The organism is Thalassovita litoralis, assembly GCF_900182725.1.
Classification (GTDB): Bacteria; Pseudomonadota; Alphaproteobacteria; order Rhodobacterales; family Rhodobacteraceae; genus Thalassobius; species Thalassobius litoralis.
In genome coordinates, this window is sequence record NZ_FXTO01000010.1 from 79,225 (window position 1) to 104,064 (window position 24,840).

The 24,840-nt window shown below is 58.9% G+C and carries 23 protein-coding genes and 1 other RNA gene; 6 read left to right on the forward strand and 18 right to left on the reverse strand.

The window, feature by feature from the left end; translation table 11 throughout:
• The 6 genes from FN828_RS09940 to FN828_RS09965 all read right to left on the reverse strand — a co-directional run bounded on the left by FN828_RS09940 (position 1) and on the right by FN828_RS09965 (position 6,543).
• Positions 1 to 981, reverse strand: coding sequence for an ABC transporter substrate-binding protein (locus tag FN828_RS09940; protein ID WP_142493256.1), 981 nt, complete (start codon positions 979 to 981; stop codon positions 1 to 3).
• Positions 982 to 1,040: 59 nt separating this feature from the next.
• Entirely contained in the window at positions 1,041 to 1,880 is an 840-nt protein-coding gene (locus FN828_RS09945; protein ID WP_142493257.1) for an ABC transporter permease, read from the reverse strand.
• Positions 1,880 to 2,743 (reverse strand): ABC transporter permease, encoded by an 864-nt coding sequence (locus tag FN828_RS09950; protein WP_142493258.1) that lies wholly within the window; start codon positions 2,741 to 2,743, stop codon positions 1,880 to 1,882. Before FN828_RS09950 ends, FN828_RS09945 begins: the two co-directional genes overlap by 1 nt.
• 93 nt (positions 2,744 to 2,836) lie before the next feature.
• Positions 2,837 to 3,619: an ABC transporter ATP-binding protein gene (locus tag FN828_RS09955; RefSeq protein ID WP_142493259.1), complete on the reverse strand. Its 783-nt coding sequence runs from the start codon at positions 3,617 to 3,619 to the stop codon at positions 2,837 to 2,839.
• Between the two features lie 93 nt (positions 3,620 to 3,712).
• On the reverse strand, positions 3,713 to 5,176 hold the full coding sequence (hydA, locus tag FN828_RS09960) for a dihydropyrimidinase (protein ID WP_142493260.1): 1,464 nt from the start codon (positions 5,174 to 5,176) through the stop codon (positions 3,713 to 3,715).
• A gap of 116 nt (positions 5,177 to 5,292) precedes the next feature.
• Positions 5,293 to 6,543 (reverse strand): Zn-dependent hydrolase, encoded by a 1,251-nt coding sequence (locus FN828_RS09965; protein WP_142493261.1) that lies wholly within the window; start codon positions 6,541 to 6,543, stop codon positions 5,293 to 5,295.
• A 209-nt stretch (positions 6,544 to 6,752) separates the two neighbouring features.
• Between FN828_RS09965 and FN828_RS09970 the strand changes: the two genes are divergently transcribed.
• The gene (locus FN828_RS09970) at positions 6,753 to 7,379 is read left to right on the forward strand and encodes a TetR family transcriptional regulator C-terminal domain-containing protein (RefSeq protein WP_142493262.1); all 627 of its coding nucleotides are present in this window, start codon (positions 6,753 to 6,755) and stop codon (positions 7,377 to 7,379) included.
• Between the two features lie 152 nt (positions 7,380 to 7,531).
• On the opposite strand, the gene preA is transcribed toward FN828_RS09970, so the two are convergent.
• The gene (preA, locus tag FN828_RS09975; protein WP_142493263.1) at positions 7,532 to 8,839 is read right to left on the reverse strand and encodes an NAD-dependent dihydropyrimidine dehydrogenase subunit PreA; all 1,308 of its coding nucleotides are present in this window, start codon (positions 8,837 to 8,839) and stop codon (positions 7,532 to 7,534) included.
• A gap of 17 nt (positions 8,840 to 8,856) precedes the next feature.
• On the reverse strand, positions 8,857 to 10,179 hold the full coding sequence (locus FN828_RS09980; protein WP_142493264.1) for an NAD(P)-dependent oxidoreductase: 1,323 nt from the start codon (positions 10,177 to 10,179) through the stop codon (positions 8,857 to 8,859).
• A gap of 297 nt (positions 10,180 to 10,476) precedes the next feature.
• On the opposite strand from FN828_RS09980, the gene FN828_RS09985 reads away from it, so the two are divergent.
• Positions 10,477 to 11,031: a TetR/AcrR family transcriptional regulator gene (locus tag FN828_RS09985; protein ID WP_142493265.1), complete on the forward strand. Its 555-nt coding sequence runs from the start codon at positions 10,477 to 10,479 to the stop codon at positions 11,029 to 11,031.
• Here the strand turns inward: FN828_RS09985 and recO are convergent.
• From recO to FN828_RS10025, 8 genes are all read right to left on the reverse strand, one after another.
• Positions 10,999 to 11,751, reverse strand: coding sequence for a DNA repair protein RecO (gene recO / locus FN828_RS09990; RefSeq protein ID WP_142493266.1), 753 nt, complete (start codon positions 11,749 to 11,751; stop codon positions 10,999 to 11,001). The genes FN828_RS09985 and recO overlap by 33 nt on opposite strands.
• 27 nt (positions 11,752 to 11,778) lie before the next feature.
• Positions 11,779 to 12,111 (reverse strand): DUF1491 family protein, encoded by a 333-nt coding sequence (locus FN828_RS09995; RefSeq protein WP_142493267.1) that lies wholly within the window; start codon positions 12,109 to 12,111, stop codon positions 11,779 to 11,781.
• On the reverse strand, positions 12,108 to 13,691 hold the full coding sequence (locus tag FN828_RS10000; protein WP_142493268.1) for an ABC transporter ATP-binding protein: 1,584 nt from the start codon (positions 13,689 to 13,691) through the stop codon (positions 12,108 to 12,110). The genes FN828_RS09995 and FN828_RS10000 overlap by 4 nt, the downstream gene beginning before the upstream one ends.
• Entirely contained in the window at positions 13,688 to 13,957 is a 270-nt protein-coding gene (locus FN828_RS10005) for a hypothetical protein (RefSeq protein WP_142493269.1), read from the reverse strand. Before FN828_RS10005 ends, FN828_RS10000 begins: the two co-directional genes overlap by 4 nt.
• Positions 13,954 to 15,066 carry an ABC transporter permease gene (locus FN828_RS10010; protein ID WP_142493270.1) on the reverse strand — a complete coding sequence of 371 codons (1,113 nt, stop codon included), beginning with the start codon at positions 15,064 to 15,066 and terminating at the stop codon, positions 13,954 to 13,956. Before FN828_RS10010 ends, FN828_RS10005 begins: the two co-directional genes overlap by 4 nt.
• Entirely contained in the window at positions 15,066 to 16,151 is a 1,086-nt protein-coding gene (locus tag FN828_RS10015) for a microcin C ABC transporter permease YejB (RefSeq protein WP_142493271.1), read from the reverse strand. The genes FN828_RS10010 and FN828_RS10015 overlap by 1 nt, the downstream gene beginning before the upstream one ends.
• Positions 16,152 to 16,158: 7 nt before the next feature.
• The gene (locus FN828_RS10020) at positions 16,159 to 18,030 is read right to left on the reverse strand and encodes an extracellular solute-binding protein (protein ID WP_142493289.1); all 1,872 of its coding nucleotides are present in this window, start codon (positions 18,028 to 18,030) and stop codon (positions 16,159 to 16,161) included.
• Positions 18,031 to 18,293: 263 nt separating this feature from the next.
• Entirely contained in the window at positions 18,294 to 18,821 is a 528-nt protein-coding gene (locus FN828_RS10025) for a c-type cytochrome (RefSeq protein ID WP_142493272.1), read from the reverse strand.
• 122 nt (positions 18,822 to 18,943) lie between these two features.
• On the opposite strand from FN828_RS10025, the gene FN828_RS10030 reads away from it, so the two are divergent.
• Positions 18,944 to 19,777: a prephenate dehydratase gene (locus tag FN828_RS10030; protein WP_142493273.1), complete on the forward strand. Its 834-nt coding sequence runs from the start codon at positions 18,944 to 18,946 to the stop codon at positions 19,775 to 19,777.
• Between the two features lie 73 nt (positions 19,778 to 19,850).
• Here the strand turns inward: FN828_RS10030 and FN828_RS10035 are convergent, their stop codons facing one another.
• Together FN828_RS10035 and nudC are read right to left on the reverse strand one after the other, a co-directional pair.
• On the reverse strand, positions 19,851 to 20,318 hold the full coding sequence (locus FN828_RS10035; protein ID WP_142493274.1) for an SRPBCC family protein: 468 nt from the start codon (positions 20,316 to 20,318) through the stop codon (positions 19,851 to 19,853).
• Between the two features lie 50 nt (positions 20,319 to 20,368).
• Positions 20,369 to 21,346, reverse strand: a complete 978-nt coding sequence (gene nudC / locus FN828_RS10040; RefSeq protein ID WP_142493275.1) for an NAD(+) diphosphatase — start codon at positions 21,344 to 21,346, stop codon at positions 20,369 to 20,371.
• Positions 21,347 to 21,691: 345 nt separating this feature from the next.
• Between nudC and FN828_RS10045 the strand changes: the two genes are divergently transcribed.
• The 3 genes from FN828_RS10045 to rsgA all read left to right on the forward strand — a co-directional run bounded on the left by FN828_RS10045 (position 21,692) and on the right by rsgA (position 24,803).
• Complete coding sequence (locus tag FN828_RS10045; protein WP_185958984.1) at positions 21,692 to 23,419, forward strand: bifunctional 2',3'-cyclic-nucleotide 2'-phosphodiesterase/3'-nucleotidase; 1,728 nt, start codon at positions 21,692 to 21,694, stop codon at positions 23,417 to 23,419.
• 69 nt (positions 23,420 to 23,488) lie between these two features.
• An RNA gene (ffs, locus tag FN828_RS10050) (signal recognition particle sRNA small type) lies at positions 23,489 to 23,587 on the forward strand.
• Between the two features lie 169 nt (positions 23,588 to 23,756).
• Positions 23,757 to 24,803, forward strand: a complete 1,047-nt coding sequence (rsgA, locus tag FN828_RS10055) for a ribosome small subunit-dependent GTPase A (protein WP_142493277.1) — start codon at positions 23,757 to 23,759, stop codon at positions 24,801 to 24,803.
• The last annotated feature ends 37 nt before the right edge of the window (positions 24,804 to 24,840 follow it).

Consider the following 24,840-nt stretch of genomic DNA (forward strand, 5'->3'; position numbering starts at 1 on the left):
TTATTTCAGCGCAGCATCCGTAACCGCATGGGTCCATGCCCCTTCGGGGGCTTTGGTGATCACGCCGCCATCCATCACGATGCCAACAGTCCGATCATAGGCCGCCGTATCCAGCGACCCGTTGCTACCGGCGGTCAGCTTGGAAATTTCCCGCATCATCCGGCGCTGGTGTTTTTCGGTCTGCGCCCCGGTCGCGTCGTTTTCCAAAACGATGTCAGCCGCTTCGTCGGGATGTTCTTCTGCGTATTTCCAGCCCTTCATGGATGCCCGCACGAAACGCGCCAGCTTGTCCACCTCGGCCGGGTCGGTCAGTTTTTCTTCGGTGGTGTACAAACCGTCTTCAAGGGTCGAAATCCCCTCGTCCTCGTATTTGAAAACCACCAGATCATCCGGCGTCAGCCCGGCATCAATGACCTGCCAATATTCGTTATAGGTCATGGTCGTGGCGCATTCGACCTGCTTTTGCAGCAGCGGATCGACGTTGAAGTTGATCTTCTGAATGGTCACACCACCAGCAGACCCATCCGTGGGAATACCCAGCTTGCCCATCCAAGTGTACAGAGGGATTTCATTGCCAAAGAACCACGTTCCCAGCGTATGACCGGGGAAGTCAGCGGGCGATTTGATCCCGTGTTCTTTCAGACAGGTCAGCATCAGACCCGAGGACGCGAACGGTTGCGCGATGTTCACAATCGGCGCACCCTTTTCCCGCGCGGCCAGCGCCGACGGCATCCAGTCCACCATCACATCGGCCCCACCGCCCAGCAAAACCTGTACCGGGGCAATATCCGGGCCGCCGGGTTTGATCGTAACGTCCAGCCCTTCTTCCTCGTAAAATCCTTTGTCCAGCGCCACATAGTAGCCGCCGAACTGGGCCTGCGTGACCCATTTTAGCTGCAACGTCATCTGATCCGCCGCCGCAGCCATTCCGGCCCACAGGGCCAGTGCCGAAACCCCAACCGATTTGAATACCGTTTTCATGTTTCATACTCTCCTTGTTAGTCGTTGATTTCCCGTTAATCCGGCTTTGTTATCTTTGCTCAACCGCGCTGAGAGGGATGCCAGAAGGTCATCGCCTTCTCCAACAGCGCCACGCCTCCGTAAACTGCGGACCCTGCGATGGCCGCTACCACGATTTCCGCCCACACCAGATCCATCGCCAACTGGCCCACACTGGTTGAAATACGGAACCCCATCCCCCGAATGGGCGATCCGAAAAACTCCGCCACAATGGCCCCGATCAACGCCAGCGTCGTTGCGATTTTCAACCCGTTAAAGATAAACGGCATCGCCGCAGGCAGGCGCAATTTGCGCAGCGTGACCCAGTAATTCGAGGCATAGGTCCGCATCAGATCGCGCTGCATGGTATCCGTGGCCTGCAACCCTTCGACCGTGTTCACCAGCATCGGGAAAAACACCATCACCACAACCACAGCAGCCTTGGATTGCCAGTCGAACCCGAACCACATCACCAAAATGGGGGCCATCCCGATGATCGGCAGCGCGGCCACGAAATTGCCCACCGGCAACAGCCCACGCCGCAGGAATGGGAAACGATCCACGATGACCGCCGTCACAACCGCCGCGCCGCAGCCGATCACATAGCCGCTGAATGCGCCTTTCAGCACGGTCTGCACGAAGTCTTCCCACAAGATGCCAGTCGACACCGCAAACCGGGCCGCTATCGCGCTGGGGGCCGGTAGCAGAACCGGGGAAATCCCGAAACCGCGCACGATGCTTTCCCAGATCAGCAACAGCGTGACCCCGAAAATCACCGGCACGGCCAGCCCCGTTGCCCGGCTTTTCGGCAGGCGGGACAGATACACATTCAGACCCCAGCCCGCCAGCCACGCCACAATGCCAAAGATAATCCAGCCCATCACGCCATCCCCATCCGTTTCAGAGTGACCCGCTGAACCACCCCGATCAGCGCCACCAGACCGGCAGCCAAAGCCGCGGCCATGATCAGCGCGCTCCAGATCTGGATGGTTTGGCCGTAATACGACCCGGCCAACAGACGCGCACCCAGCCCGGCCACAGCCCCCGTGGGCAATTCACCCACGATAGCGCCCACCAGCGATGCCGCCATCGCGATTTTCAAAGACGCGAACAAATACGGCATCGAACTGGGCAAGCGCAGCTTCCAGAACTGTTGCCCGCCGGTCGCGTTCCACGTCCGCATCTGATCCAGTTGCATCATGTCAGGGCTGCGCAGCCCCTTTACCATGCCCACGACCACCGGGAAGAACGACAGATACATGGAAATAATCGCCTTGGGCAGCAGCCCAGAAATCCCCACCGCATTCAGAACCACGATGATCATTGGCGCAATCGCCAGAATTGGAATGGTCTGGCTGGCAATGACCCACGGCATCACGCTCATGTCCATCACCCGGTTATAGACGATCCCAACAGCCAGCCCGATCCCCAACACGGTCCCCAAAACGAACCCCAGCAAGGTCGAACTCAGCGTCACCCCGGAATGGAACACCAAGGACCGTTTCGAGGTGATCTTTTTCTCAACCGTGGTGTTCCAGAGTTCCACCGCCACCTGATGCGGGGCGGGAAGCTTGGGTTTGTCCTGCGCCCATGTATCGGCCACAAGTTCGGAAAAGGACAATTCAACCCCGGCCCGCTTTGCCCGGTCATAAGCCCAGGGCGCGTTCAGCACCACGGACATCGCATACCAGATCACGAAAAGCGCGGCGACCACGGTCGGGACAGGAAACAGGCTTTTCCTCATGTGCGCGCCCCTGATTTCATCTTGCCCAAAATACTCATTGCACCATCGCTATCGCCCGGCGCGCCAGCCAAGGGGGCGCTGATCATGTAAACCTTAGTCATCATACGCATGTCCCGCCCGCAGCCCTTCGCGGACACGATGCGCGATCTCCAGAAACTCTGGCGTGTCCCGAATATCCAACGGTCTTTCTTTTGGCAGTGTGCTTTCAATCACATCGGTAATCCGCCCCGGTCGCGGCGACATCACCACGATTTTCGTACTCAGGTAAACCGCTTCAGGAATGGAATGGGTCACAAACCCGATGGTTTTGTTGGTCCGGTCCCAAAGTTTCAGCAATTGTTCGTTCAGGTGGTCGCGCACGATTTCATCCAGCGCCCCAAAGGGTTCGTCCATCAGCAGAATATCCGCATCAAAGGCCAAGGCCCGCGCAATACTGGCCCGCTGCTGCATCCCGCCGGACAATTGCCAGGGGAACTTTTTTTCAAACCCGGATAATTCCACCAGGTCCAGCACACGTTTTACCCGCGTGTCCTGATCCGCCTTATCATAGCCCATGATTTCCAACGGCAGACGCACATTCCCCCCGATGGTCCGCCACGGATACAGGCCCGCGTGCTGGAACACATACCCATAGGCCCGCGATTTCCGCGCCTGTTCAGGGCTGACGCCATTCACGGTAATGGTTCCAGCGGTGGGTTGTTCCAGATCGGCCATCACCCGCAAAAAGGTGGTCTTGCCGCAGCCCGACGGCCCGATAAAGCTGACGAAATCACCCTTCTGGATATCCAGATTCACATCCTTCAGCGCATGTACAGGCCCGTCATTTGTCTGAAATGTCAGGCTCAGATCTTTGGCGCTGATTACAGTCTCGGTCATATGTCCCAAGGTCCCTTGATGCCACGGTCACGCCGCAGTCTTGTTTTTTATCAGATGGTAGCGCCCCGGCCCAAACCGGGGCGCTCCTTTGGCTCAGATCCCCGCCGGGATATTCATCGGATCACGCTTGATCATCTTCGGCGCGGTCAGCTCTTTCCATTTCGACAGGGCCACGCTGGCCGGATTAAACGCCGGTCGCGGAATGAAGCGCCCCCGGCCCGGTTGCGGCTGGCTGTTCTGGCCCCAGGCCCAGATCACCTCGCCCCGGTTCAGGGTATAGCGTGCCTGTGCCGTCACATCGAACCCTTCAAAGACGTTATAGTCCAGCACAGAATGATGGTTGGATGCACTGATTGTCTTGCTGATTTTCGGGTCCCAAACCACAATGTCAGCATCCGCCCCTTCAACGATCGCCCCTTTCCGGGGATAGATGTTCAGGATTTTCGCCACATTGGTCGAGGTCGCCGCGACAAATTCGTTCGGCGTCAGCCGCCCGGTTTCAACGCCCATCGTCCACAAGACAGCCAGACGTTCCTCCAGCCCGTTCGATCCGTTGGGAATCTGGGTGAAATCCTTCAACCCCATCCGCTTTTGTTCGGTCGAAAAGGCCGCGTGATCGGTTGCCACCACCTGAAGGCTGCCCGATTGCAGACCCGCCCACAGGCTGTCCTGATGTTCCTTGTTGCGGAAGGGCGGCGACATGACCCGCCGCGCCGCGTGATCCCAATCCTTGTTGAAATATTCGCTTTCATCCAGTGTCAGGAACTGAATCAGCGGCTCCCCATAGACCCGCATCCCTTTTTGCCGCGCGCGCCGGATGGCCTCGTGCGCCTGTTCGCAGGACACATGTACGATATACAGCGGCGTTCCTGCGGCATCGGCAATCGTGATTGCACGGTTCGCCGCCTCGCCCTCGAATTCGGGCGGGCGGGAATAGGCGTGTGCTTCTGGTCCGGTCTTACCCTCGGACAGCAGCTTTTCCTGCATCGCGGCCACCAGATCGCCGTTTTCGGCGTGAACCATCGGCAAGGCACCCAGTTCCCGGCAGCGTTTAAAGGACGCGAACATTTCGTCGTCCTCGACCATCAACGCGCCCTTATAGGCCATGAAATGCTTGAACGAGTTCACGCCCATGTCCACGGCGTCTTTCATCTCGTTGAATACCTGCTCGTTCCAGCCGGTGATCGCCATGTGATAGCCCACGTCAGAACAAATCTGCGGCGCAGATTTACGGTGCCATTCGTTGATCGCGTTCTTGATGCTGCCATCCTCGCCCGGCAGGCAGAAATCCACGATCATCGTGGTGCCACCCACAGCCGCCGCCCACGTCCCGGATTCGAACGTTTCCGCCGCAGTGGTCCCCATAAAGGGCATTTCCAAATGGGTGTGCGGATCAATCCCGCCGGGGATCACATAAGCCCCTTCGGCGTCAATATATTCGTCGCCTTTCAGGTCTTCGCCAATCTGCTTGATGGTTTCGCCTTCGATCAGAACATCGGCTCTCCATGTGCGGTCTGCGGTGCAGACCATGCCGCCTTTGATGACTTTGGTTCCCATCTTTCTCTCCCTGTTGGCAAGGGACGCGCCCCTGCTTCATCTTGCTTTTCATACTACACAAGGGGCCGCTCTCGCACGATTTGAACGATGCTGCCCCTTGGTCCGGCGTTATCCGCTCACTCCACGATCTCGGCCGTTTCCAAAACCGCATGTAGCAACACATCCGCGCCCGCTGCTGCCCAGTCTTTGGAAATCTCCTCGGCTTCGTTATGGCTCAACCCGTCCACACAGGGGCACATCACCATCGCAGTCGGGGCCACCTGATTGATCCAGCAGGCATCATGCCCCGCCCCCGAGATAATATCCCGATGGCTATAGCCCAGCCGCTCTGCCGCTGACCGGATCGCAGTCACACATCCTTCGTCAAAAGCAACCGGATCGAAACCGCCGACCTTCTCGAACTCTATGCCCAGCCCCATTTCATCGCAAATCTTCTGCGCCCCAGCTTTCATGCGGGCTTCCATGTCTTCGATGACAGACAAATCCGGGCTGCGGAAATCGACCGTGAACACCACCTTGCCGGGGATCACGTTACGGGAATTGGGGTAAACGTCGATATGCCCGGCAGCCCCCACCGCATGAGGTTTATGCGACCACGCGATTTCATCCACCAGTTCCAGAACCTTCGCCATACCCAACCCGGCATTCTTGCGCATCGGCATTGGGGTTGATCCGGTATGCGCGTCCTTGCCGGTGATTGTGACCTGCGTCCAGCTTAGCCCCTGCCCATGCGTGACAACGCCAATGTCCTTGCCCTCGGCTTCCAGAATCGGGCCTTGTTCGATGTGCAGTTCAAAAAACGCGTGCATCTTGCGCGCGCCTACGTCCTCGTCGCCCTTCCAGCCGATCCGCTCCAGCTCGGCGCCAAAGCTCTTGCCCTCGGCATCCTCGCGCTCATAGGCCCAGTCTTGCGTATGAATTCCCGCAAACACCCCCGAAGCCAACATCGCAGGCGCGAACCGCGTCCCTTCTTCGTTGGTCCAGTTGGTCGCAACGATAGGGTGCTTGGTCTTGATCCCCAGATCGTTCAGCGTGCGGATCAGCTCCAGCCCCGCCAGCACCCCCAAAACCCCGTCATATTTACCACCCGTGGGTTGGGTATCCAGATGCGAGCCGACATAAACCGGCAGCGCCTCGGGGTCTTCGCCCGGACGCATCGCAAACATGTTGCCCATCTGGTCCACGCCCATCGAACAGCCCGCGTCTTCGCACCATGTCTGGAACAGGGCGCGGCCTTCGGCATCGGCATCGGTCAGCGTCTGGCGATTATTGCCACCCGCCACACCGGGGCCGATCTTGGCCATATCCATCAGGCTGTCCCACAGACGGTCCCCATTGATTTTCAGATTTTCACCGGGCGCAGGCATTGTTCTTTCCCTCGTCGTTATGCATTTCAGACAAGAGAGCGGCGCTCGGCTGGAGAGCGAGGCCCTCTTGCTGCTTTTTTACCATTTGGTAAAGTGACGATTGCGAACAGACCTGCCCGTGTCAAGAAAACTCTTGGCTATCGCGCCCCGCCCGATAGTCTAAAAGAGGCCCCGATGAATTTTACAGCACTTTACCGAAAGGTATTTGAATGAGCGTTGAAAAAACCGCGACAGCCAAAAAACCAAGCCGGATTCAACTGCGGAACCGCAAGAAAATTCTGGATGCTGCGCTCGAGGTTTTTTCCCAACACGGCTATCGCGGCGCGACGCTTGATCAGATTGCGGAACACGCCGGATTGTCCAAACCCAATATCCTGTATTACTTCGACGGCAAAGAAGCGATCCATGTCACCCTGCTGAATAAGCTGATGGAAAACTGGCTGGACCCGCTGCACGAAATGAATCCCAACGGCGACCCGCTGGAAGAAATCTGCGCCTATGTCCGCCGCAAAACGGAAATGAGCCGCGAATTTCCCCGCGAAAGCCGCCTGTTCGCCAATGAAATCCTGCAAGGTGCCCCACGGATGGCACCACATCTGGAAACCGGCCTGAAGCCGCTTTTCGATGAAAAAACCGCCGTCATTCAGGGCTGGATGGATGCGGGCAAAATCAACCGCGTCGATCCCCGCCATCTGGTCTTTTCAATCTGGGCCACAACCCAGCACTACGCGGATTTTGAAGCTCAGGTTTCGGTTCTGACACCCGGCGAAAAAGACATTATCCAAGGCGCGGAAACCTATCTGGACACATTATTCCGCAAATTGCTGGCCCCCTGAACGGACCGACCAAACCGTTCTTTCTTGGTCAAAATATCCTCGCCGAAGGCAAAACCGGATGGGATTTCCCACAGGGAAAACCCATCCTTATAAAGCGCGCCGCAGGCGCACAATTTGGAAAACCCCGGTCACAGGAACCGGGGCTTTGTATTTTATTCAGCCGCGCAGGCATTGCCCGGATTGTTCGGATGCTCCAGCCAGTTTCCGTATTCCTCTGGCACCACCTTGCCGGTACGTTCGTCCACTTGGCCGGGCGCAACGCGTTCCATCGTGATACAGCCCTCGACCGGGCAGACGTTGACACACAGGTTACAGGCCACGCATTCGTCATCCTTCACCGTGAACACGCGATCTTCGGACATGGCGATGGCTTGGTGGCTGGTGTCCTCGCAGGCGGCATAGCAGCGCCCGCATTTGATGCAATCGGCCTCGTTGATCTTGGCCTTGGTGATGTAGTTCAGGTTCAGATATTGCCAGTCCGTCACATTCGGCACCGCACGCCCCACCAATTCAGAGGTCGAGGTCATGCCCTTGCGGTCCATGTAATCCGACAGGCCCGAAATCATTTCCTGCACTACCTTGAACCCATAGGTCATGGCCGCCGTGCAAACCTGTACGTTACCTGCCCCCAAGGTCATAAATTCGGCCGCATCGCGCCATGTGGTCACACCACCGATCCCGCTGATCGGCAGACCGTGGGTTTCGGGGTTCCGGGCAATTTCCGCCACCATGTTCAGCGCGATGGGTTTCACCGCCGGTCCGCAATAGCCGCCGTGCGTCCCCTTGCCGTCAATCGTTGGTTCAGGCGCGAAATCATCCAGATCGACCGAGGTAATGGAATTGATCGTGTTGATCAGGCTGACAGCATCCGCCCCGCCCCGCTTGGCCGCCTCGGCGGGTTTGCGCACATCCGTGATGTTCGGTGTCAACTTCACAATACAAGGCATCCGGCTGTGCTTCTTCACCCAGCGCGTAACCATCTCGATATATTCAGGCACCTGCCCCACGGCGCTACCCATGCCGCGTTCGGCCATCCCATGCGGGCACCCAAAGTTCAGTTCGACCCCATCAGCCCCGGTATCTTCGATCCGCTTCAGAATATCGGCCCAGCTATCTTCGTCGCACGGCACCATCAGCGAAATGATCAGCGCCCGGTCAGGGTAATCGCGCTTCACCGATTTGATCTCACGCAGGTTGGTTTCCAGCGGGCGGTCCGTAATCAGTTCGATGTTGTTCAGCCCCAGCAGGCGGCGATCCGCCCCCCAGATTGCGCCATAACGCGGGCCGTTGACGTTCACCACCGGCGGCCCTTCGGACCCCAGCGTTTTCCACACGACACCGCCCCAACCGGCCTCGAAGGCGCGGCGGACGTTGTATTCCTTGTCCGTAGGCGGGGCCGAGGCCAGCCAGAACGGGTTTGGGGATTTGATCCCGATGAATTCGCTTGCGAGATTGGCCATCTGCTTATCTCCCTCTCTTACGCCATCAACGTGGCGTGGATGTCTTCGGCGGCATCGCGCCCTTCGGCCACGGCGGTCACGGTCAGGTCATCGCCACCGCTGGCGCAATCGCCACCGGCCCAAACGCCCGCCATGCTGGTGCGGCCCGTGTCATTGACAGCGATCTTGCGCCCGTCCAGTTCCGGCAGGTCAGTCCGCCCCAGCGTTTGCCCAATCGCCTTGAACACCTGATCCGCCGCCAGACGGAAGGTTTCCCCGGTCGGTGCCAGATCGTCATCGGTGTATTCAAATTCGATCTCTTGCACCGCACCGTTGCCGATGACAGCCTTGGGTGATGCGTTGGTGATGATCCGCACGCCCTTGCTGGCTGCCAGATCCTGCTCGAATACAGACGCATTCATCCGGTCCTTGCCCCGGCGATACACCAGCGTGACGTTCAACGCGCCCAGCAGTTTGGCCTGCACAGCAGCATCCACGGCGGTCATTCCGCCCCCGATGACCACCACATCACGGCCAATCGGCACCGTACTCATATCATCGGCCTGACGCAGGTCCGCGATGAATTCCACCGCGTCGTCCACGCCGTCCTTGTCCTCGCCTTCGACGCCCAGCGCATTCACACCAGCCAACCCGATTGCCAGAAAGACAGCATCGTGATCCGCTTTCAGTTTTTCCAACGACAGCCCAGCGCCCAGCGCCTGCCCGGTTTCCACCGTGATACCGCCGATCTGAAGCAGCCAATCCACCTCTTTCGCGGCGAAACCATCCACGGATTTATAGGCGGCGATGCCAAACTCATTCAGCCCGCCCGCCTTGGGACGCGGATCAAACACCGTCACGTCATGCCCGTGCATCGCCAGACGGTGCGCACAGGACAGCCCCGCAGGCCCGGCCCCAACCACAGCGACCGCCTTGCCGGTCGGTGCCGCCCGTTCAAACGGATGCACCCCCGCCGCCATCAGCGTATCGGTGGCAAAGCGTTGCAACCGGCCAATCTGTACCGGCTTACCTTCGGCGGTCTCACGCACACAGGCTTCTTCGCACAGGGTTTCCGTGGGGCAAACCCGTGCGCACATACCGCCCAGAATATTCTGGTTCAGAATGGTTTTCGCCGCCGCTTCGGGTGTGCCGGTGGCAATCTGGCGAATGAATAACGGGATGTCGATGCTGGTCGGACAGGCCGTCATACAGGGCGCGTCATGGCAAAAATAGCAGCGATCCGCCGCAACCAATGCCTCGTGATCGTCCAGAACCGGATGCAAATCCGCAAAGTTCCGTGAATAATCTTCGCCCGGCAGTCGCCCTGCGGCAATACCTGGCGTCAGGGTGTTTGAAGTCATTTCAACCTCCGCTGTGCTTGGTGTTTTTTTGCGATTCACTATTTCACGGTTTCATTTTTTATCAACTGGTAAAATTTGACCGCGTGAAAAACTTTACCCTCACCCCCGGTTTTGCCCGTTTTTTGATCATCCCGTCCGTTGAAATCCCACAAAGCGGCATTTTCCGCCGGATTAAACAGCGCTTCGTCACAGGACCGTCATCATTTTCCGGGCAAGAGTGTCACGCCCCCGCCCCCTTTTGCCGCAGAAGATTTTTCTGCATTTGCGAAATGATCGGACTCCGCGTATCCCGAAACCATGACAAAGAAACCGCGCCTTTCCCAGACCGACTGGCTGCTTGCCGGTTTCGCCGCCCTTGCACAGGACGGGCCAGACGCCTTGAAAGCCGAACCCTTGGCGCGGCGGCTGGGAACGACCAAGGGATCGTTCTACTGGCATTTCGCGGATGTTCCGGCCTTTCATTCGGCCATGTTGGACCTGTGGGCAGAACAAGCCACCAGCCATATTCCCGCCGCGCTGGAAACCGAACCCACCCCCGTTGCCAAACTGCGGCGGCTTAGTCAGATCGTTGCAGCCCATCGCAGCGAAACGCTGGGCGGTGTGCGGCTGGATACTGCAATCCGGGCATGGGCGCGGGCGAATGCGATGGTGGCCGACCGGCTGGCCCATGTCGACGGGCAACGTCTGACCCAGTTGGAAACCCTGCTGAACGAAACCGGCATCACCAACCCGGAATGGGCGCGGATCATCTATGCCGCCGACATCGGGATGGAGGAATTATCGTCACGCGATTCAGCCGACAATACCAATGCAATGGGATCACTTGTCGATCTGGTGCTGGCCCTGCGCTAACCGACGCAGGAACACATCCATGAACCGCTGGCGGGCCTCGGGCAGGGGTTTATGCCCCAGTTCCGGTGCCAGCCGGTTCATCAGGAAATATCCCGTCGTGCGTAATCCATCAGCAATTTCCGTATCGGACGCCCCGCCCTGTCCCAACATGCACAGCGGCAGGGGTAACAGCCGATCCGCCCAATCCCCCGCCCCCTGACGCGACACCGCCCGCCCGGTGCGCGGTGACACATAGATCAGATCATCCCGGCTGCCCGTCACCGCGCATTTGCGCAGGTCCAGCCCGAAACCCAATTCCTCTAACAGGGCCATTTCCCATTTCAGATAGGCCAGCGGCCAGACCTGTACCTCGTCCAAAATATCCAGCAACGCCTCGGTCCGGCGATACAGGGACCAATGCACCTCTCGCTCCGGCAGCAGGAACATCAGCAGCGCCGCCACAGCATTCAGCCCCGCCAGGGACAACCGATCCGCCATCGCCATCACCGAGCGGCTGCGCAGCGGTTCCACCGTATAGCTGCCAATGTGATCGTCCAACCGCGCCCGCCATGTCAGGTCCAGTTGCGCCCCCGGCTGCAACACCGGCGCAATCTTGCGGCTGGTCGCCCCGCGCATGACGCCCACATGCCGCCCGTGCCCTTCGGTGAATACCTCTAGTATGGCCGAGGTTTCCCCATGCCTGCGCACACCCAGTAATATGCCCTGATCCCGCCATTCCATGCGGCCACTATTCCCCGGAACCCGGCGCTATTCCAGCCCCGGTTCGTCCAGCAGATGCCGCCCGGCACGGTCTTCGACCTCGATCACCCACAAATCCGGGTCAAACCCGCGCTGTTTCAGGATCGCGGCATCCACATCCCGTTCTTCGCCTGCGGTCAGTTCCATCCAGACCCGTTCACCGCTCAGCAAATCAAAGGACCGCTGATACACCACCGCCGCGCCGTCCAGCGTGTTCAGTTTCACCAGAACCGCGCCTGCCGTATCGTCCCCGTGTTTCACCACGAAGGCGGGAATATCATACAGACGCAACCGCATCAGATAGGCATCGACCCAGAACCGGGCAGTCAGGCGGGCGGTCATGACAGATCAGCCGCCGCCAACAGGTTGCGGGTGTAATCCGTCTGCGGATTGGCGAATACATCTTGTGCCGCGCCCGCCTCGATCACATCGCCGTGGCGCATCACGATCATTTTGTGGCTCATGGCGCGGACCACGTTCAAATCGTGGCTGATGAACAAATAAGCCAGCCCGTATTTCACCTGTAGATCACGCAACAAGTCCACGATCTGCACCTGCACCGTCATGTCCAACGCACTGGTCGGTTCGTCCAGCACCACCAGACGGGGCCGCAACACCATCGCCCGCGCAATTGCGATACGCTGCCGCTGCCCGCCGGAAAATTCGTGCGGATAGCGGTGCATCATGGCCGGGTTCAGGCCCACTTCCTCCATCACCTCGGCCACCAGATCGCGGGTGCTGCGCCCGGCATCTATGCGATGCACGCCCAGCCCTTCGGCAATGATCTGTTCGCAGGTCATGCGCGGCGACAGGCTGCCGAACGGGTCTTGGAACACGATCTGCATATCCTTGCGCAAGGCCCGCAATTGGCTGGTCGACCATTTGCGCACGTCCTGCCCGTCAAAGGTAATGCCCCCTTCGGACCCGATCAGCCGCATGATCGCCAGCGCCAGCGTGGTTTTTCCTGATCCGCTTTCGCCCACGATCCCCAGCGTTTCGCCACTGCGCACGCTGATTGTCGCCTCATTCACGGCCTTCACATGGCCTACGACCTTTTTGAAAAAACCCTGTTGGATCGGGAACCAAACCCGTAATTCATCCGTCTGAATCAGCGTTTTCGCCCCATCCGGCACCGGCGCGGGCTGCCCCACGGCGCGGGCCGACAGCAGCTTTTGCGTATAAGGATGCTGCGGATTGGCGAAAATCTCGGCCGTAGGGCCGGTTTCCACGATTTCGCCGTCCTTCATCACGCAAACCCGATCCGCGATCCGCTTCACGATCCCCAGATCATGCGTGATGAACAGCAGCCCCATATTTTCGCTGGCCTTCAATTCTGCCAGCAATTCCAGAATCTGCGCCTGAATGGTCACGTCCAGCGCCGTCGTCGGTTCATCCGCAATCAGGATGTCGGGCTTATTCGCCAGCGCCATCGCAATCATTACCCGCTGCCGCTGCCCACCAGACAACTGATGCGGATACGCGCCCAAACGGCTTTCGGCGTCCCGAATGCCCACCTTTTGCAGCAACTCCAGAATACGGGTGCGGGCGGCATCGCCAACCAACCCCTGATGCAGCGCGATGCTTTCGGCCAGTTGCTTTTCGATCGTGTGCAGCGGGTTCAGGCTGGTCATCGGCTCTTGGAAGATAAAGCTGATGTCGTTACCCCGCACCTTGCGCAGCAGGTTTTCGGGCGCGCCAATCATTTCCTGCCCGTCATAGGTTACAGACCCGCCCACCTGCGCCGATCCGCCCAGCAACGATACCGTGGACAGCGCCGTAACCGATTTGCCGGACCCGGATTCCCCGACCAAGGCCACGGTTTCACCGCGATCCAGCGCAAAGGACACGCCCTTGACCGCCATTTGGGATTTCCCATCCTGCCGGAAGGATACGGTCAGGTCTTTGACCTCCAGAATGCTCATAGGCTCTCCAGCGTATTCAAGGCAATGACGGCCCAAACCGCCCCCACAACAGACAGGCCAAGCGACAGCCAGCCGGGGTGGCGCCCCAGTATTTTCAGCGCGGCGGCCACCCCGACCGCGCCCAATGCTGGCAACATCATCGCCATACCCGACAAACCGCTGTCAAACAGCACCCACGCCAATGCCGCCGCGCTGACAAAGGTCAGCGTGCCGAACATACCGTTCAGCCTGCATTGCAGCGCCGATGAACAGGTTGCGGCGTTCATTGGAACGTCTTTCTGGGGTCAAACGCATCGCGGACCCCTTCGAAGATAAACACCAACAGCGACAGCATCACCGCGAAAACCGTGAACGCGGTAAAGGCCAGCCAAGGTGCCTGAAGGTTCTGCTTCGCCTGCAAGGTCAGTTCCCCCAAGGACGGGGCCGAGGACGGCAAACCAAATCCCAGAAAATCCAGACTGGCCAGCGTGGCAATGGTTCCGGTTACGATAAAGGGCAGCATCGTGACCGTCGCCACCATCGCATTCGGCAGCATGTGGCGGAACATGATCACGGTATTGGACACGCCCAACGCTTTCGCCGCGCGGACATATTCCAGATTGCGCGCCCGCAAAAATTCAGCCCGCACAACGCCCACCAGTGCGGTCCAGCCGAACAACACCGTAATGAACACCAGCAGCCAGAAACTGCGCCCCAGCACAGCAAACAGGATGATGATCACATACAGCGATGGTGTCGCGCCCCAGATTTCAATCACGCGCTGGAAAATCAGGTCCAGCCAACCTCCGAAAAAGCCCTGTAACGCCCCCGCCACGATCCCCACGACCGATGCCAGCGTGGTCACGATCAGCGTAAACAGGATCGACAGCCGGAACCCATACAGCACCCGTGCCACCACGTCGCGCTTGGTGTCATCCGTGCCCAGCCAGTTTTGCGCATTGGGCGGCAACGGGGCCGCGCCGGGACGATCCACCACCGTGTCAAAGGAATAATGGATCAGCGGCCACAGCGTCCAACCTTTTTGGAACCCTTCGGTGCTGGTGTCGAAACTACCCGTTCCAATGGCGTCGATAATCCCGTCGGGGTCGTCGAAACAGTCCTCCAGCCCGCCGGACACGATCAGGCATTGCACCTCGGGGTCTCGATAGGCGGCTTCGGTCTGGAAATCCCCCCCGAACTGCGTTTCCGGGTAGAATTTGAAAATCGGGGCGTAATATTCCCCCCGATATTGCACCAGAATGGGTTTGTCGTTGGCGATAAATTCGGCAAACAACGACAGCCCAAACAGCACCGAAAAGACGATCAAGGACCAGAACGCCCGGCGGTTGCGCTTGAAATTGTTCCAGCGGCGTTGATTCAGCGGGGACAATGCCATCAGCCTTCCCTCCGTTCAAAATCAATGCGCGGGTCCACCAGCACATACATCAGGTCCGACAGGATACCGACAACCAGCCCGATCAGGCCAAAAATGAACAGCGTCCCGAAAATCACCGGATAATCGCGGGCGACGGCGGCCTCGAACCCCAGACGGCCCAGCCCATCAAGGCTGAAAATCGTTTCGATGATTAACGAGCCACCAAAAAACACCCCGATAAACACTGCCGGAAAACCCGCGATCACGATCAGCATCGCGTTGCGAAACACATGGCCATATAGCACGCGGCTTTCCGACAGCCCCTTGGCGCGGGCGGTCATGACATAGTGCTTCTTGATCTCGTCCAGAAACGAATTTTTCGTCAGCAAGGTCAGCGTGGCAAAGGCCGAAATGGTCGAGGCCACAACCGGCAACGCGATATGCCAGAAATAATCCCCGATTTTTCCCAGCCACGACAGTTGATCCCAATTGTCGCTGGTCAGCCCGCGCAACGGGAAAATCTGCCAATATGACCCGCCCGCCAGCAGCACCAGCAGCAGGATCGCGAACAGGAAACCGGGGATCGCATAGGCCACGATGATCAGCCCACTGGTCCATGTGTCAAAGCTGGTCCCGTCTTTGACCGCTTTCCTGATCCCCAGCGGGATCGACACCATATAAGCGATGATCGTCGACCACAGGCCCAGCGTGATCGACACCGGCATCTTTTCCAGCACCAGATCCGTCACGCTAATGGACCGGAAAAAGCTTTCGCCGAAATCCAGCCGCATATAGTTCCACATCATGTTCAGGAACCGTTCCAGCGGCGGCTTGTCAAAGCCAAATTCCTTTTCCAGTTGCGCAATGAATTCCGGAGGCAGACCGCGCGCGCCGATATATTGTTCGTCCCCCGTGGGGGCGGATGCGCCTGCATCCTCGCCCGATCCGGCGAACCCCTGAAACACATCGCCTTGCCCCTGCATCTGGGCAATGACCTGTTCAATCGGGCCACCCGGCACGAATTGCACCAGCGCGAAATTGATCACCATAATGCCGATCAGCGTGGGGATGATCAGCAACAGGCGGCGAAGGATGTAAGCTCCCATTCAGGCGTTACCTCAGCGCGCCAGCCGCTTTCAGAGCGGCGGCCTTGTCCGTGTCATACCACCAGAAATCCAGCACCCCCAACGAATAGGTCGGCAATTCGGCGGGATGTCCGAACATGTCCCAATAAGCGACCCAACTGGAATCGTTGTACCAGACCGGGATCATGAAACGTTCAAACCGCAGCACCCGATCCAGCGCCGTCAGCGCCACATCCCGATCTTCGGCGTTGGTGGTTTCCAGCGAAATGTCGATGATCTTATCCACCAGCGGGCTGGCCAGTCCGGCCGGGTTAAACAGGCTGAACGCCGCCTCGGCCGATCCATACATCTGATGCAGCCCGGTGCCGGTATCCAGAAAGGTGCGATAGCCGTCAAAGACCAGATCGTAATCACGGTCGCGCGTGCGCAGCGTGTATTGTGACGGGTCGATCTTTTCAAACTTCGCGTCGATCCCCATCGCCCGCAAATTCTGCACAAAGGTTTCCACCACCGCTTCCAGCGTCGCCGATCCGCTGGTCGCAATCGGGAATTGAACGGTCAGCAAGTCACCTTTGGCGTTCCGGCGCATTCCGTCGCTGCCCACGGGCCAACCGGCCTGATCCAGCAGCTTCATCGCCTTGCGCAGGTTGCGCCGATCCTTCAGACGATCCGGGTCTGACGTATGCGCCATCACAGCCGGTTCCGTCAGCAGTTCAGGCGGCACCAGATCACCCAGCGATTTCAGCAGCTCCAGTTCCTTGCCAGTGGGAACGCCCTTTGCTTCCAGATGCGACCCTTCGACAAAGGAATTGCGCTGCTTGAACAGCCCGTATTGCAGCGATTGGTTGGTCCATTCAAAATTATAGGCCAGCGACACCGCCTCGCGTACACGCTTATCCTTGAAAATCTCGCGGCCCAGATTGAACACGATTCCGCTTGGGTCCGGCGGGGTGCCATCCGGCAGGGTTTCCAGTTTCACCCACCCTTTTTGCACCGCCGGGAATTCATAGCCCGTGGCCCATTGTTTGGAATTTCCTTCGGCGCGGAACGTATATTCCCCGGCCTTGAATGCCTCGAACGCAGCCGAATCATCCCCGAAATATTCGATCCTGATCCGGTCAAAATTGTGCCGCCCCACATTGATCGGCAGATCTTTGCCCCAGTAATCTGGGTTCCGCTTGTACACGATGCGGCGATTAATTTCATAACTGTCCAGCATATAGGGACCAGACCCCGGTGCCGCGTCCATACGCGGTTCATCCAGCCGTGCGTCGGTTTGTTCAAACCAGTGACGAGGCCAGACCGGCACACCGCCGACCTGATCAATCAGGCTGCGCCGCGAAATCCCGGTGGCAAAGGTGAATTTCACCGTATAATCATCCAGCGCCTCGGCGCTTAGCACCCGCTTTTTCACGGCCTGCGCATAAGACGGCAATCCCTGTTCCAGCAACAGGTTATGGGAAAACACCACGTCATGCGCCGTCACCGGCGCACCATCCGAAAACCGGGCTTCGGGTCGCATGTGGAAAATGACCCAAGTTTTACCTGCGTCATATTCCAGACTTTCGGCCAACAACCCATAGCTTTCGCCATACACATCCGCCGGGGCGCCGCCACCAGCGGCAGGTTCTTCGCCCAACAGGCTTTCGTAGACCATCCAGCTATAGCGCCCCGCGCGGCCCTTGCGGCTGTAGGGGTTCATCGAATCAAACGTCCCCGGCGCCCACAGGGCGATTTCCCCACCTTTCGGCGCATCCGGGTTCACATAGTCGAAATGCGCGTAATCCGCCGGGTACTTCAGATCACCGAAATAGGAATAGCCGTGGCTTTTGATGACCTCCTCTGCTTTCGCAGGCAGGGCAGCCAACGCGGCGGCCAGTGTCAAAACCATCGCGGCCATCCAAGCCGACAAAGGAAACGAGCGCACCAATACGCGGGTCGTGGCGCGGGCGCGGGGCCGATGGGGTGTCAAATGCTCTTCCTCCTCGTCGTTCCGGTCTGGCGACTGTTACGCCAAGCTACCGGGCCGGGTGGATCATGTTCAAGCGGCTATTCCCGATCCTCACCGGGATTTGTGCGCCTGCGATCACCCAGACAGCAAAAAGGCCGCCGCCTCGCGGGCAACGGCCTTTGGAATCTCTGCCTAATGCCTAAACAGCGAACTTAGTTATCCAGCGTATCCAGATAAGCAATCAGGTTCGCGCGATCCTCGATCTTCTTCAGACCGGCAAAGGACATTTTCGTACCCGGTGCGAACCCTTTGGGGTTTTCCAGGAAATGGCTCAGGTTTTCCGGGGTCCACACATCGGCGGCTTCCTCCAGCTTACCCGAATAGGCAAAGCCGGGTTCCGCATCCACGTTCCGCCCAACAACGCCGTACAGCGACGGGCCGGTTGCGTTCACGCCAGCTTCGATCTTATGGCAAGCTTTGCACTTCGAGAACACCTTGGCACCGGCAGCTACATCAGCTTCGGCATACAGGGTTGCGAAGTCGGGGCCTTCTTCTTTTTCAGCGCCGCTATCCGCTTCGGAATCGCCGGTGTCGATCACATAGGCCTGATGCACTTCGTCGCCGTGACCGCCGCCACCTACATGGTACAGCGATTCCGCCGCCCAGTTGCCCAGCAGGAACACCAGAAGCGAGCCGCAGAGCGCGCCGCCGACTTTGGTAAGGGTCATCGTGTCAAACATGGTTCGCCCGTTCATTTCGTGTCTGTCGGCGCGTATGTATCCGCTTCCCCTTGCCTTACGCAAGGTGTAGTTTCCGCGACCAATCGCCCAATGGGTATAAAAAACCACAGGAATGACCGAAAATGACCAATCGCATCGCGTTTCAGGGGGAACCGGGGGCCTATTCCCATCAGGCCTGCCGTCAGGCCCGCCCCGAGATGGAGGCCCTTCCGTGCCGGACTTTTGAAGATGCGATCGACGCTGTGAACAGCGGTGACGCGGATATGGCCATGCTTCCGGTGGAAAATACCACCTATGGCCGGGTCGCGGATATTCACCGGCTGCTACCCCACAGCGGTCTGCATATCATAGACGAGGCGTTCGTCCGCGTTCACATCAACCTGCTGACCGTTCCCGGCGCCCGGCTGGAAGACATCAAAGAAGCACATTCGCATCTGGTGCTGTTGCCGCAATGTGCCGGGTTCCTGAAAAAACATGGAATCACTGGCAGGGTCAGTTCCGATAACGCCCGCGCCGCGCGCGAAGTGGCCGAACGCGGCGATCCGACAGTGGCCGCGCTGGCCAGCGAACTGGCGGGGGAAATCTATGGGTTGGACGTGATGGCCCGCCATATCGAAGACCACGGCAACAACACCACCCGTTTCCTGCTGATGAGCCGTGAGCCGGACTATTCCCGCCGGGGCGATCAGGGCATGATGACCAGCTTTGTCTTTCAGGTCCGCAACATCCCCGCCGCGCTGTACAAGGCGATGGGCGGTTTTGCCACGAATGGCGTCAACATGACCAAACTGGAAAGCTACATGGTGGACGGATCATTCACCGCCACACAGTTTTACGCAGATATCGAAGGCCACCCCGACGATGCCAACGTGAAACTGGCGCTGGACGAATTGGGGTATTTTACCACCAACACCGAAATTCTGGGCGTCTATCCCGCGGCACAGCGCCACCACTGACGCGGGGCGGCGCATCCCGATCCAAACAACAGGGCGCGGTTCCTCCGCGCCCTGTCCCGGAATAGCTCTCGGATTAGCTGATTTTGCTGTAGCGTTTTTCCAACTGTCGACCGTAATCCACCATCATACCGTCGAACCTTTTTCCAATCTGCCCCTTGGCCAGTTTCAGCGATTGCAAAAGCAACCGCGCAGGCAGGGTTTTCGCCTCCATCGACACTGTCGAAGTCATCCGCGTCAGGTCTTTTGACATCTGGATCAGCTCAACCCGCATCGTTGCTTCGATCCCCTGCCCGGTCGCCTTATAAGTCGCCAGTTCCGGGGTCTGAAACTCGATCAACTCCACCAGCACCTCGCGCGATTTCCCGCGAAAATTAAACTCGGCCCGCCATTGTGCGCCCAGTCCCAGTTCGGCATTGCCATCAACGCGCTGCACATCCGCCCCGCGCCGCAGGGCCGCTTTCTCGAAACTCTGGAAATCGGACAGGCAATCAAAAACATACTCTGCCGGTGCTTCAATATCTGCCTTGGTCGAAAATTCCATAAATCATCCTGTTTTCGTAAACTGCCCGCCCGTTGCGGCGCAGTGTCGCCTCAATCCAGCGTATCAGCAAGCCAGTTCCGCAACAAAAACTGCGCGATGGCACCTTTTCGCGCGGGCATCAACTCTGGGTGCTGCCCGGAAAACGCCAACATGATTTCCTCGCGGCTGAACCAGCGGGCGTCTTCGATTTCCTTGGGGTCGATATTTATATCACGGCTGATGGCCTGCCCCCGGCACCCCATCATCAAAGACGCCGGAAACGCCCAAGGCTGACTGGCCAGATATCCAACCTCGCCCACGCGCACGCCTGCTTCTTCCCAGACCTCGCGGCGCACGGCGGCTTCGACGGTTTCGCCCGGCTCGATAAACCCGGCCAACAAGGAATACATCCCCCGTGGCCAGCCATGCGACCGCCCCATCAGCACATCATTGCCCTGTGTGATCAGCATAATCGCCACCGGGTCCGTGCGCGGGAAATGCTGCCCACCGCAAGACGGACAATTCCGTTGCCATCCAGACATCGCAATTTCACTTTCCGCCCCGCACATGGCGCAAAACCGATGCGACCGATGCCACGCAAACACCGCCCGCGCCATCGCCGCCAGTTCGGCATCCCGTGCTGAAAGCTGCGTCATGATCCCACGCAATTCCGAAAACAGATGGGTTTCCGGCAGGCTGGGATGATGCTGCTCGCTGCGATCCATAAAGCTGTTCAGTTGCGCCTGATCCAGATCGTCAGGGTCCCAGCCCGAAATCTCATAGGCGAAAACCGGCCCTGTCTCCTCTCGGCCCAAAAAAATCGGCGGGTTGCCCTGTGCCTCGGCCAGAACCGGATGATCCAACGGCAGCCGTGCCAGTTCAACAGTCTGACCCATCCCCCAGACGACCAGCGGTTTGCCGCGCCACATCACCACCGCCACAGCGTTCACATCGGTTCGTGCCGCTTCTATCGCAGCGGTATCGCCCCGCCACTCGGCTGCGCGATCCAGCCCCGATCCGCCAAAGGTCACTGTCTCTGCAAATTTCATTCCGCTCGACTCCATATCTCCCGCATCGGGTTTACGGGAAAAACCGGGGGGATTTCACCACTAAATCCATTTCTGACGCGGAAAGGGTCCGGTCCCGTCACAAATGCGCTGCAATACCACCAAAATTTTTTGCCAAATTGTATCGGCTCTTGAACTCCTGCGCGCAGCGACTCAACCTATAGGCGATTAAACTAAAAATGAACTCTCCCGAGCAGCCTTTGTTTCACCCAACGCCTTTCCCCGTCGCCAGCGACGAAACCCATCTTCGCCTTTTGCAAACCACGGACGTACACGTCAATTTACTGCCCTATAACTATTTCACCGACAGCCCCGACCCAAATTCAGGTGGCGGGCCTGATCAATCTGGCTCGCGCCGAAGTACCTAATTCCCTGCTTCTGGATACCGGCGATTTCCTGCAAGGCACCCCGCTGGGCGACCTGTTCGCGGAAAACAACCCCCAGGGCGGCCCGACGCATCCGTCAATCACAACCATGAATCTTCTGGGCTATGATGGCGGCACCGTGGGCAATCACGAGTTCAACTATGGGCTGAGCTTTCTGACAGCAGTCACCGCAGGGGCCGGGTTTCCAATTGTTTTGGCCAATGCGGCCACACGGCTGGGCGACACCCCGGATCAGGACGAAACCCTATTCCCGCCCTATGTCATTCTGGATCGGCAGGTGCGTGACGCGTTGGGACAGGTGCGGCAGATTAAAATTGGGCTAATCGGCTTCGCGCCACCACAAATAGCGATCTGGGATCGGCACCATCTGGAAAACCGCCTGTTCATGCGCGGCATCACCGAAGCTGCCCGCGCCTATGTCCCAAAAATGCGGGCCGAAGGGGCCGACCTGATTATCGCACTGAATCATTCCGGGTTCGGCGCCTCGCAAGATGTATCAAATCAGGAAAACGCCAGCATTCCGCTGGCCGCGATCGACGGCATTGATGTCGTGCTATGCGGCCACCAGCACCGGCGCTTTCCCGATCCCGCCTTTCAGGAATTACCGAACGTAGACCCCACGAACGGCACGATCCACGGCAAACCCGCCGTTATGGCAGGCTTTTGGGGATCGGATCTTGGTATGATTGACCTGGCGCTGGCGCAGGACGCTTCCAAACGCTGGTATCTGCGCCGTCATCGGTCTGCACTGCGACCGATTTCAATGCAAACCGCCACATCCCCTGACGTGCCGCAAGCCCTGCAACGGGACCACAACCAGACACTAACCCATATCCGCCGCTCTGTTGCCCAGACCCGGCAACCGCTGCATACCTATTTCACCTTTGTCGGCTTCGATCCTGCCTCGCGTCTTGTGGCGATGGCCAAACGCGACCGGGCAGTTGCTCTGCTGGGGCCGCAAGACCTGCCAATTCTGGCGGCAGCATCCCCGTTCCGCGCGGGCGGCCACCCCGGCCCGGATAATTACACCATGGTCGCCGCCGGTCCCGTCAGCCTGCGCAATCTGGCCGATCTTTATCCGTTTCCAAATGCGCTTAGCATTCTGAAAGTGACCGGCGCACAGATAAAGGACTGGCTGGAACGCGCCGCGGGCAAGTTCAATCAACTGCACCCCGGCAAGCAAGACCAAATGCTGCTGAACCGGGATTTTCCAAGCTATCACAGCGGGTTCATTCTGGGTGTGGATTTCACCCTTGATCTGAGCCAACCCAGCCGGTTTGCCCTAGACGGCTGCCTGCTGCACCCGGATACCCACCGGATTCGCGATCTGCGCCACGCCGACCGCCCAATCGCGCCCACGGACATGTTCCTGATTGCCACCAACAGCTTTCGGGCGGGGGGCGGTGGTGCTTTTGCCGGGACTGGCCCCGGCATTCAGGTCCCCATCCCGACCGAGGATTTACGCACCATCCTGACGGATTGGGTGCGCAAACAACAGGTATTGGACCCGCGTCCCACATTAAACTGGAACTTCGCAGCGATGCCGGACACCAGCGCCTTATTGCGAACCTCGCCCCGCGCGCAGGACTTCGTGCAGGATGTACCGCTACCACTGGAACGCGTGGGAACGGGTCCACGGGGTTTTGCCCGCTATCGCCTAAATCTGTAAATGCAGCCAACATGACACGCTTGCGACAGGCCGCTTGCGAATCCGAACCCCGCCCCCTATATGAACGCCTGAGAGGTTGGCGCGGGCAAGCTCCTCGCCAACCCGGTCAGGTCCGGAAGGAAGCAGCCGTAACGAGTCCCGCTTGGGTCGTTGTCCAGCCTCTCACCTAATTCGCCTTATCGTCCACAGCCGCCACGGAGGGTCATTGATGTTTGTCGTTCGCACCCCTCGGGCCGCCGCAACCTAAGGCACGCGCCATTCCCGGACTGCCCGAAACCATTCGCCCCTGCCGCATCTTCGGCATCGGGGACTTTTTCGCGTTTTCCAAGGCAAACCAATGACATCCGATCTGAAAACCCTTGGCTGGACCCAGCATTTCACCGGCCAGCTTTCCCCTGACGAATTTGAAACCCAAACCCCCATGCGCCTTGCCGAAGTCCGGCGGCGGGATGTGGTAGCGCTGTCCGCCAATCTGGCACGGCACGATCTGGCACTGACCGGCGAACATGTCGCCAGCGAATTTGCCGTTGGCGATTTCGTTCTGACCGACGGCGACAGGATCACCCGCCGTCTGGATCGGCGCACGCTGATTTCGCGTAAATCCGCCGGGTTGATTTCAGACACGCAGTTGATTGCGGCGAATATCAACACGTTGTTCATCACCACATCTTGCAACGCCGACTTTAATGAGGCGCGGCTGGAGCGTTATCTGGCCATCGCGATCGAGGCCGGGATTGCCCCCGTGATCGTGATCACCAAGGCCGACAAACCCGAAGACCACAGCGCCGAGGATTATCAGGACCGCGCCCGCGCCCTGTATCGCGATGCCAACGTGCTGGCGATCAATGCCAAAGACCCGGCCCATATCGCAAAGCTGGAACCCTATTGCGGCACCGGGCAGACCGTGGCCTTGGTCGGGTCGTCCGGCGTGGGTAAATCCACCATCGCGCGCGGCCTGACCGGCGAAGATCTGGCCGTGGGTGACATCCGCGAAGATGATGCCAAGGGCCGCCATACCACCACCGCCCGATCCATGTACCGGATGCACGCCGGGGGCTGGCTGGTGGATACGCCCGGTATGCGCGAACTAGCCCTGCATGACGCAGCTGGCGGGATTGATCAGCTTTTCGCGGACATCACCGATTTGGCGGCAGGGTGCAAATTTTCAGATTGCCAACACCAGTCGGAACCGGGCTGTCTGGTTCGTACCGCAATTGATGCCGGGGAACTGGATCAGGACCGGCTGGAACGCTGGCGCAAATTGAAAGACGAAGACGCCCGCAATTCCGAAACCGTGGCGGAATCCCGCGCCCGTGGCCGCAAGTTCAGCAAACATGTCCGCAACACGATGAAGGCCAAACGCGCCCGCCGTGGTGAAGACTGACCAATCTGTTGCGCGACAATCCGGCCAATTGCCTGAA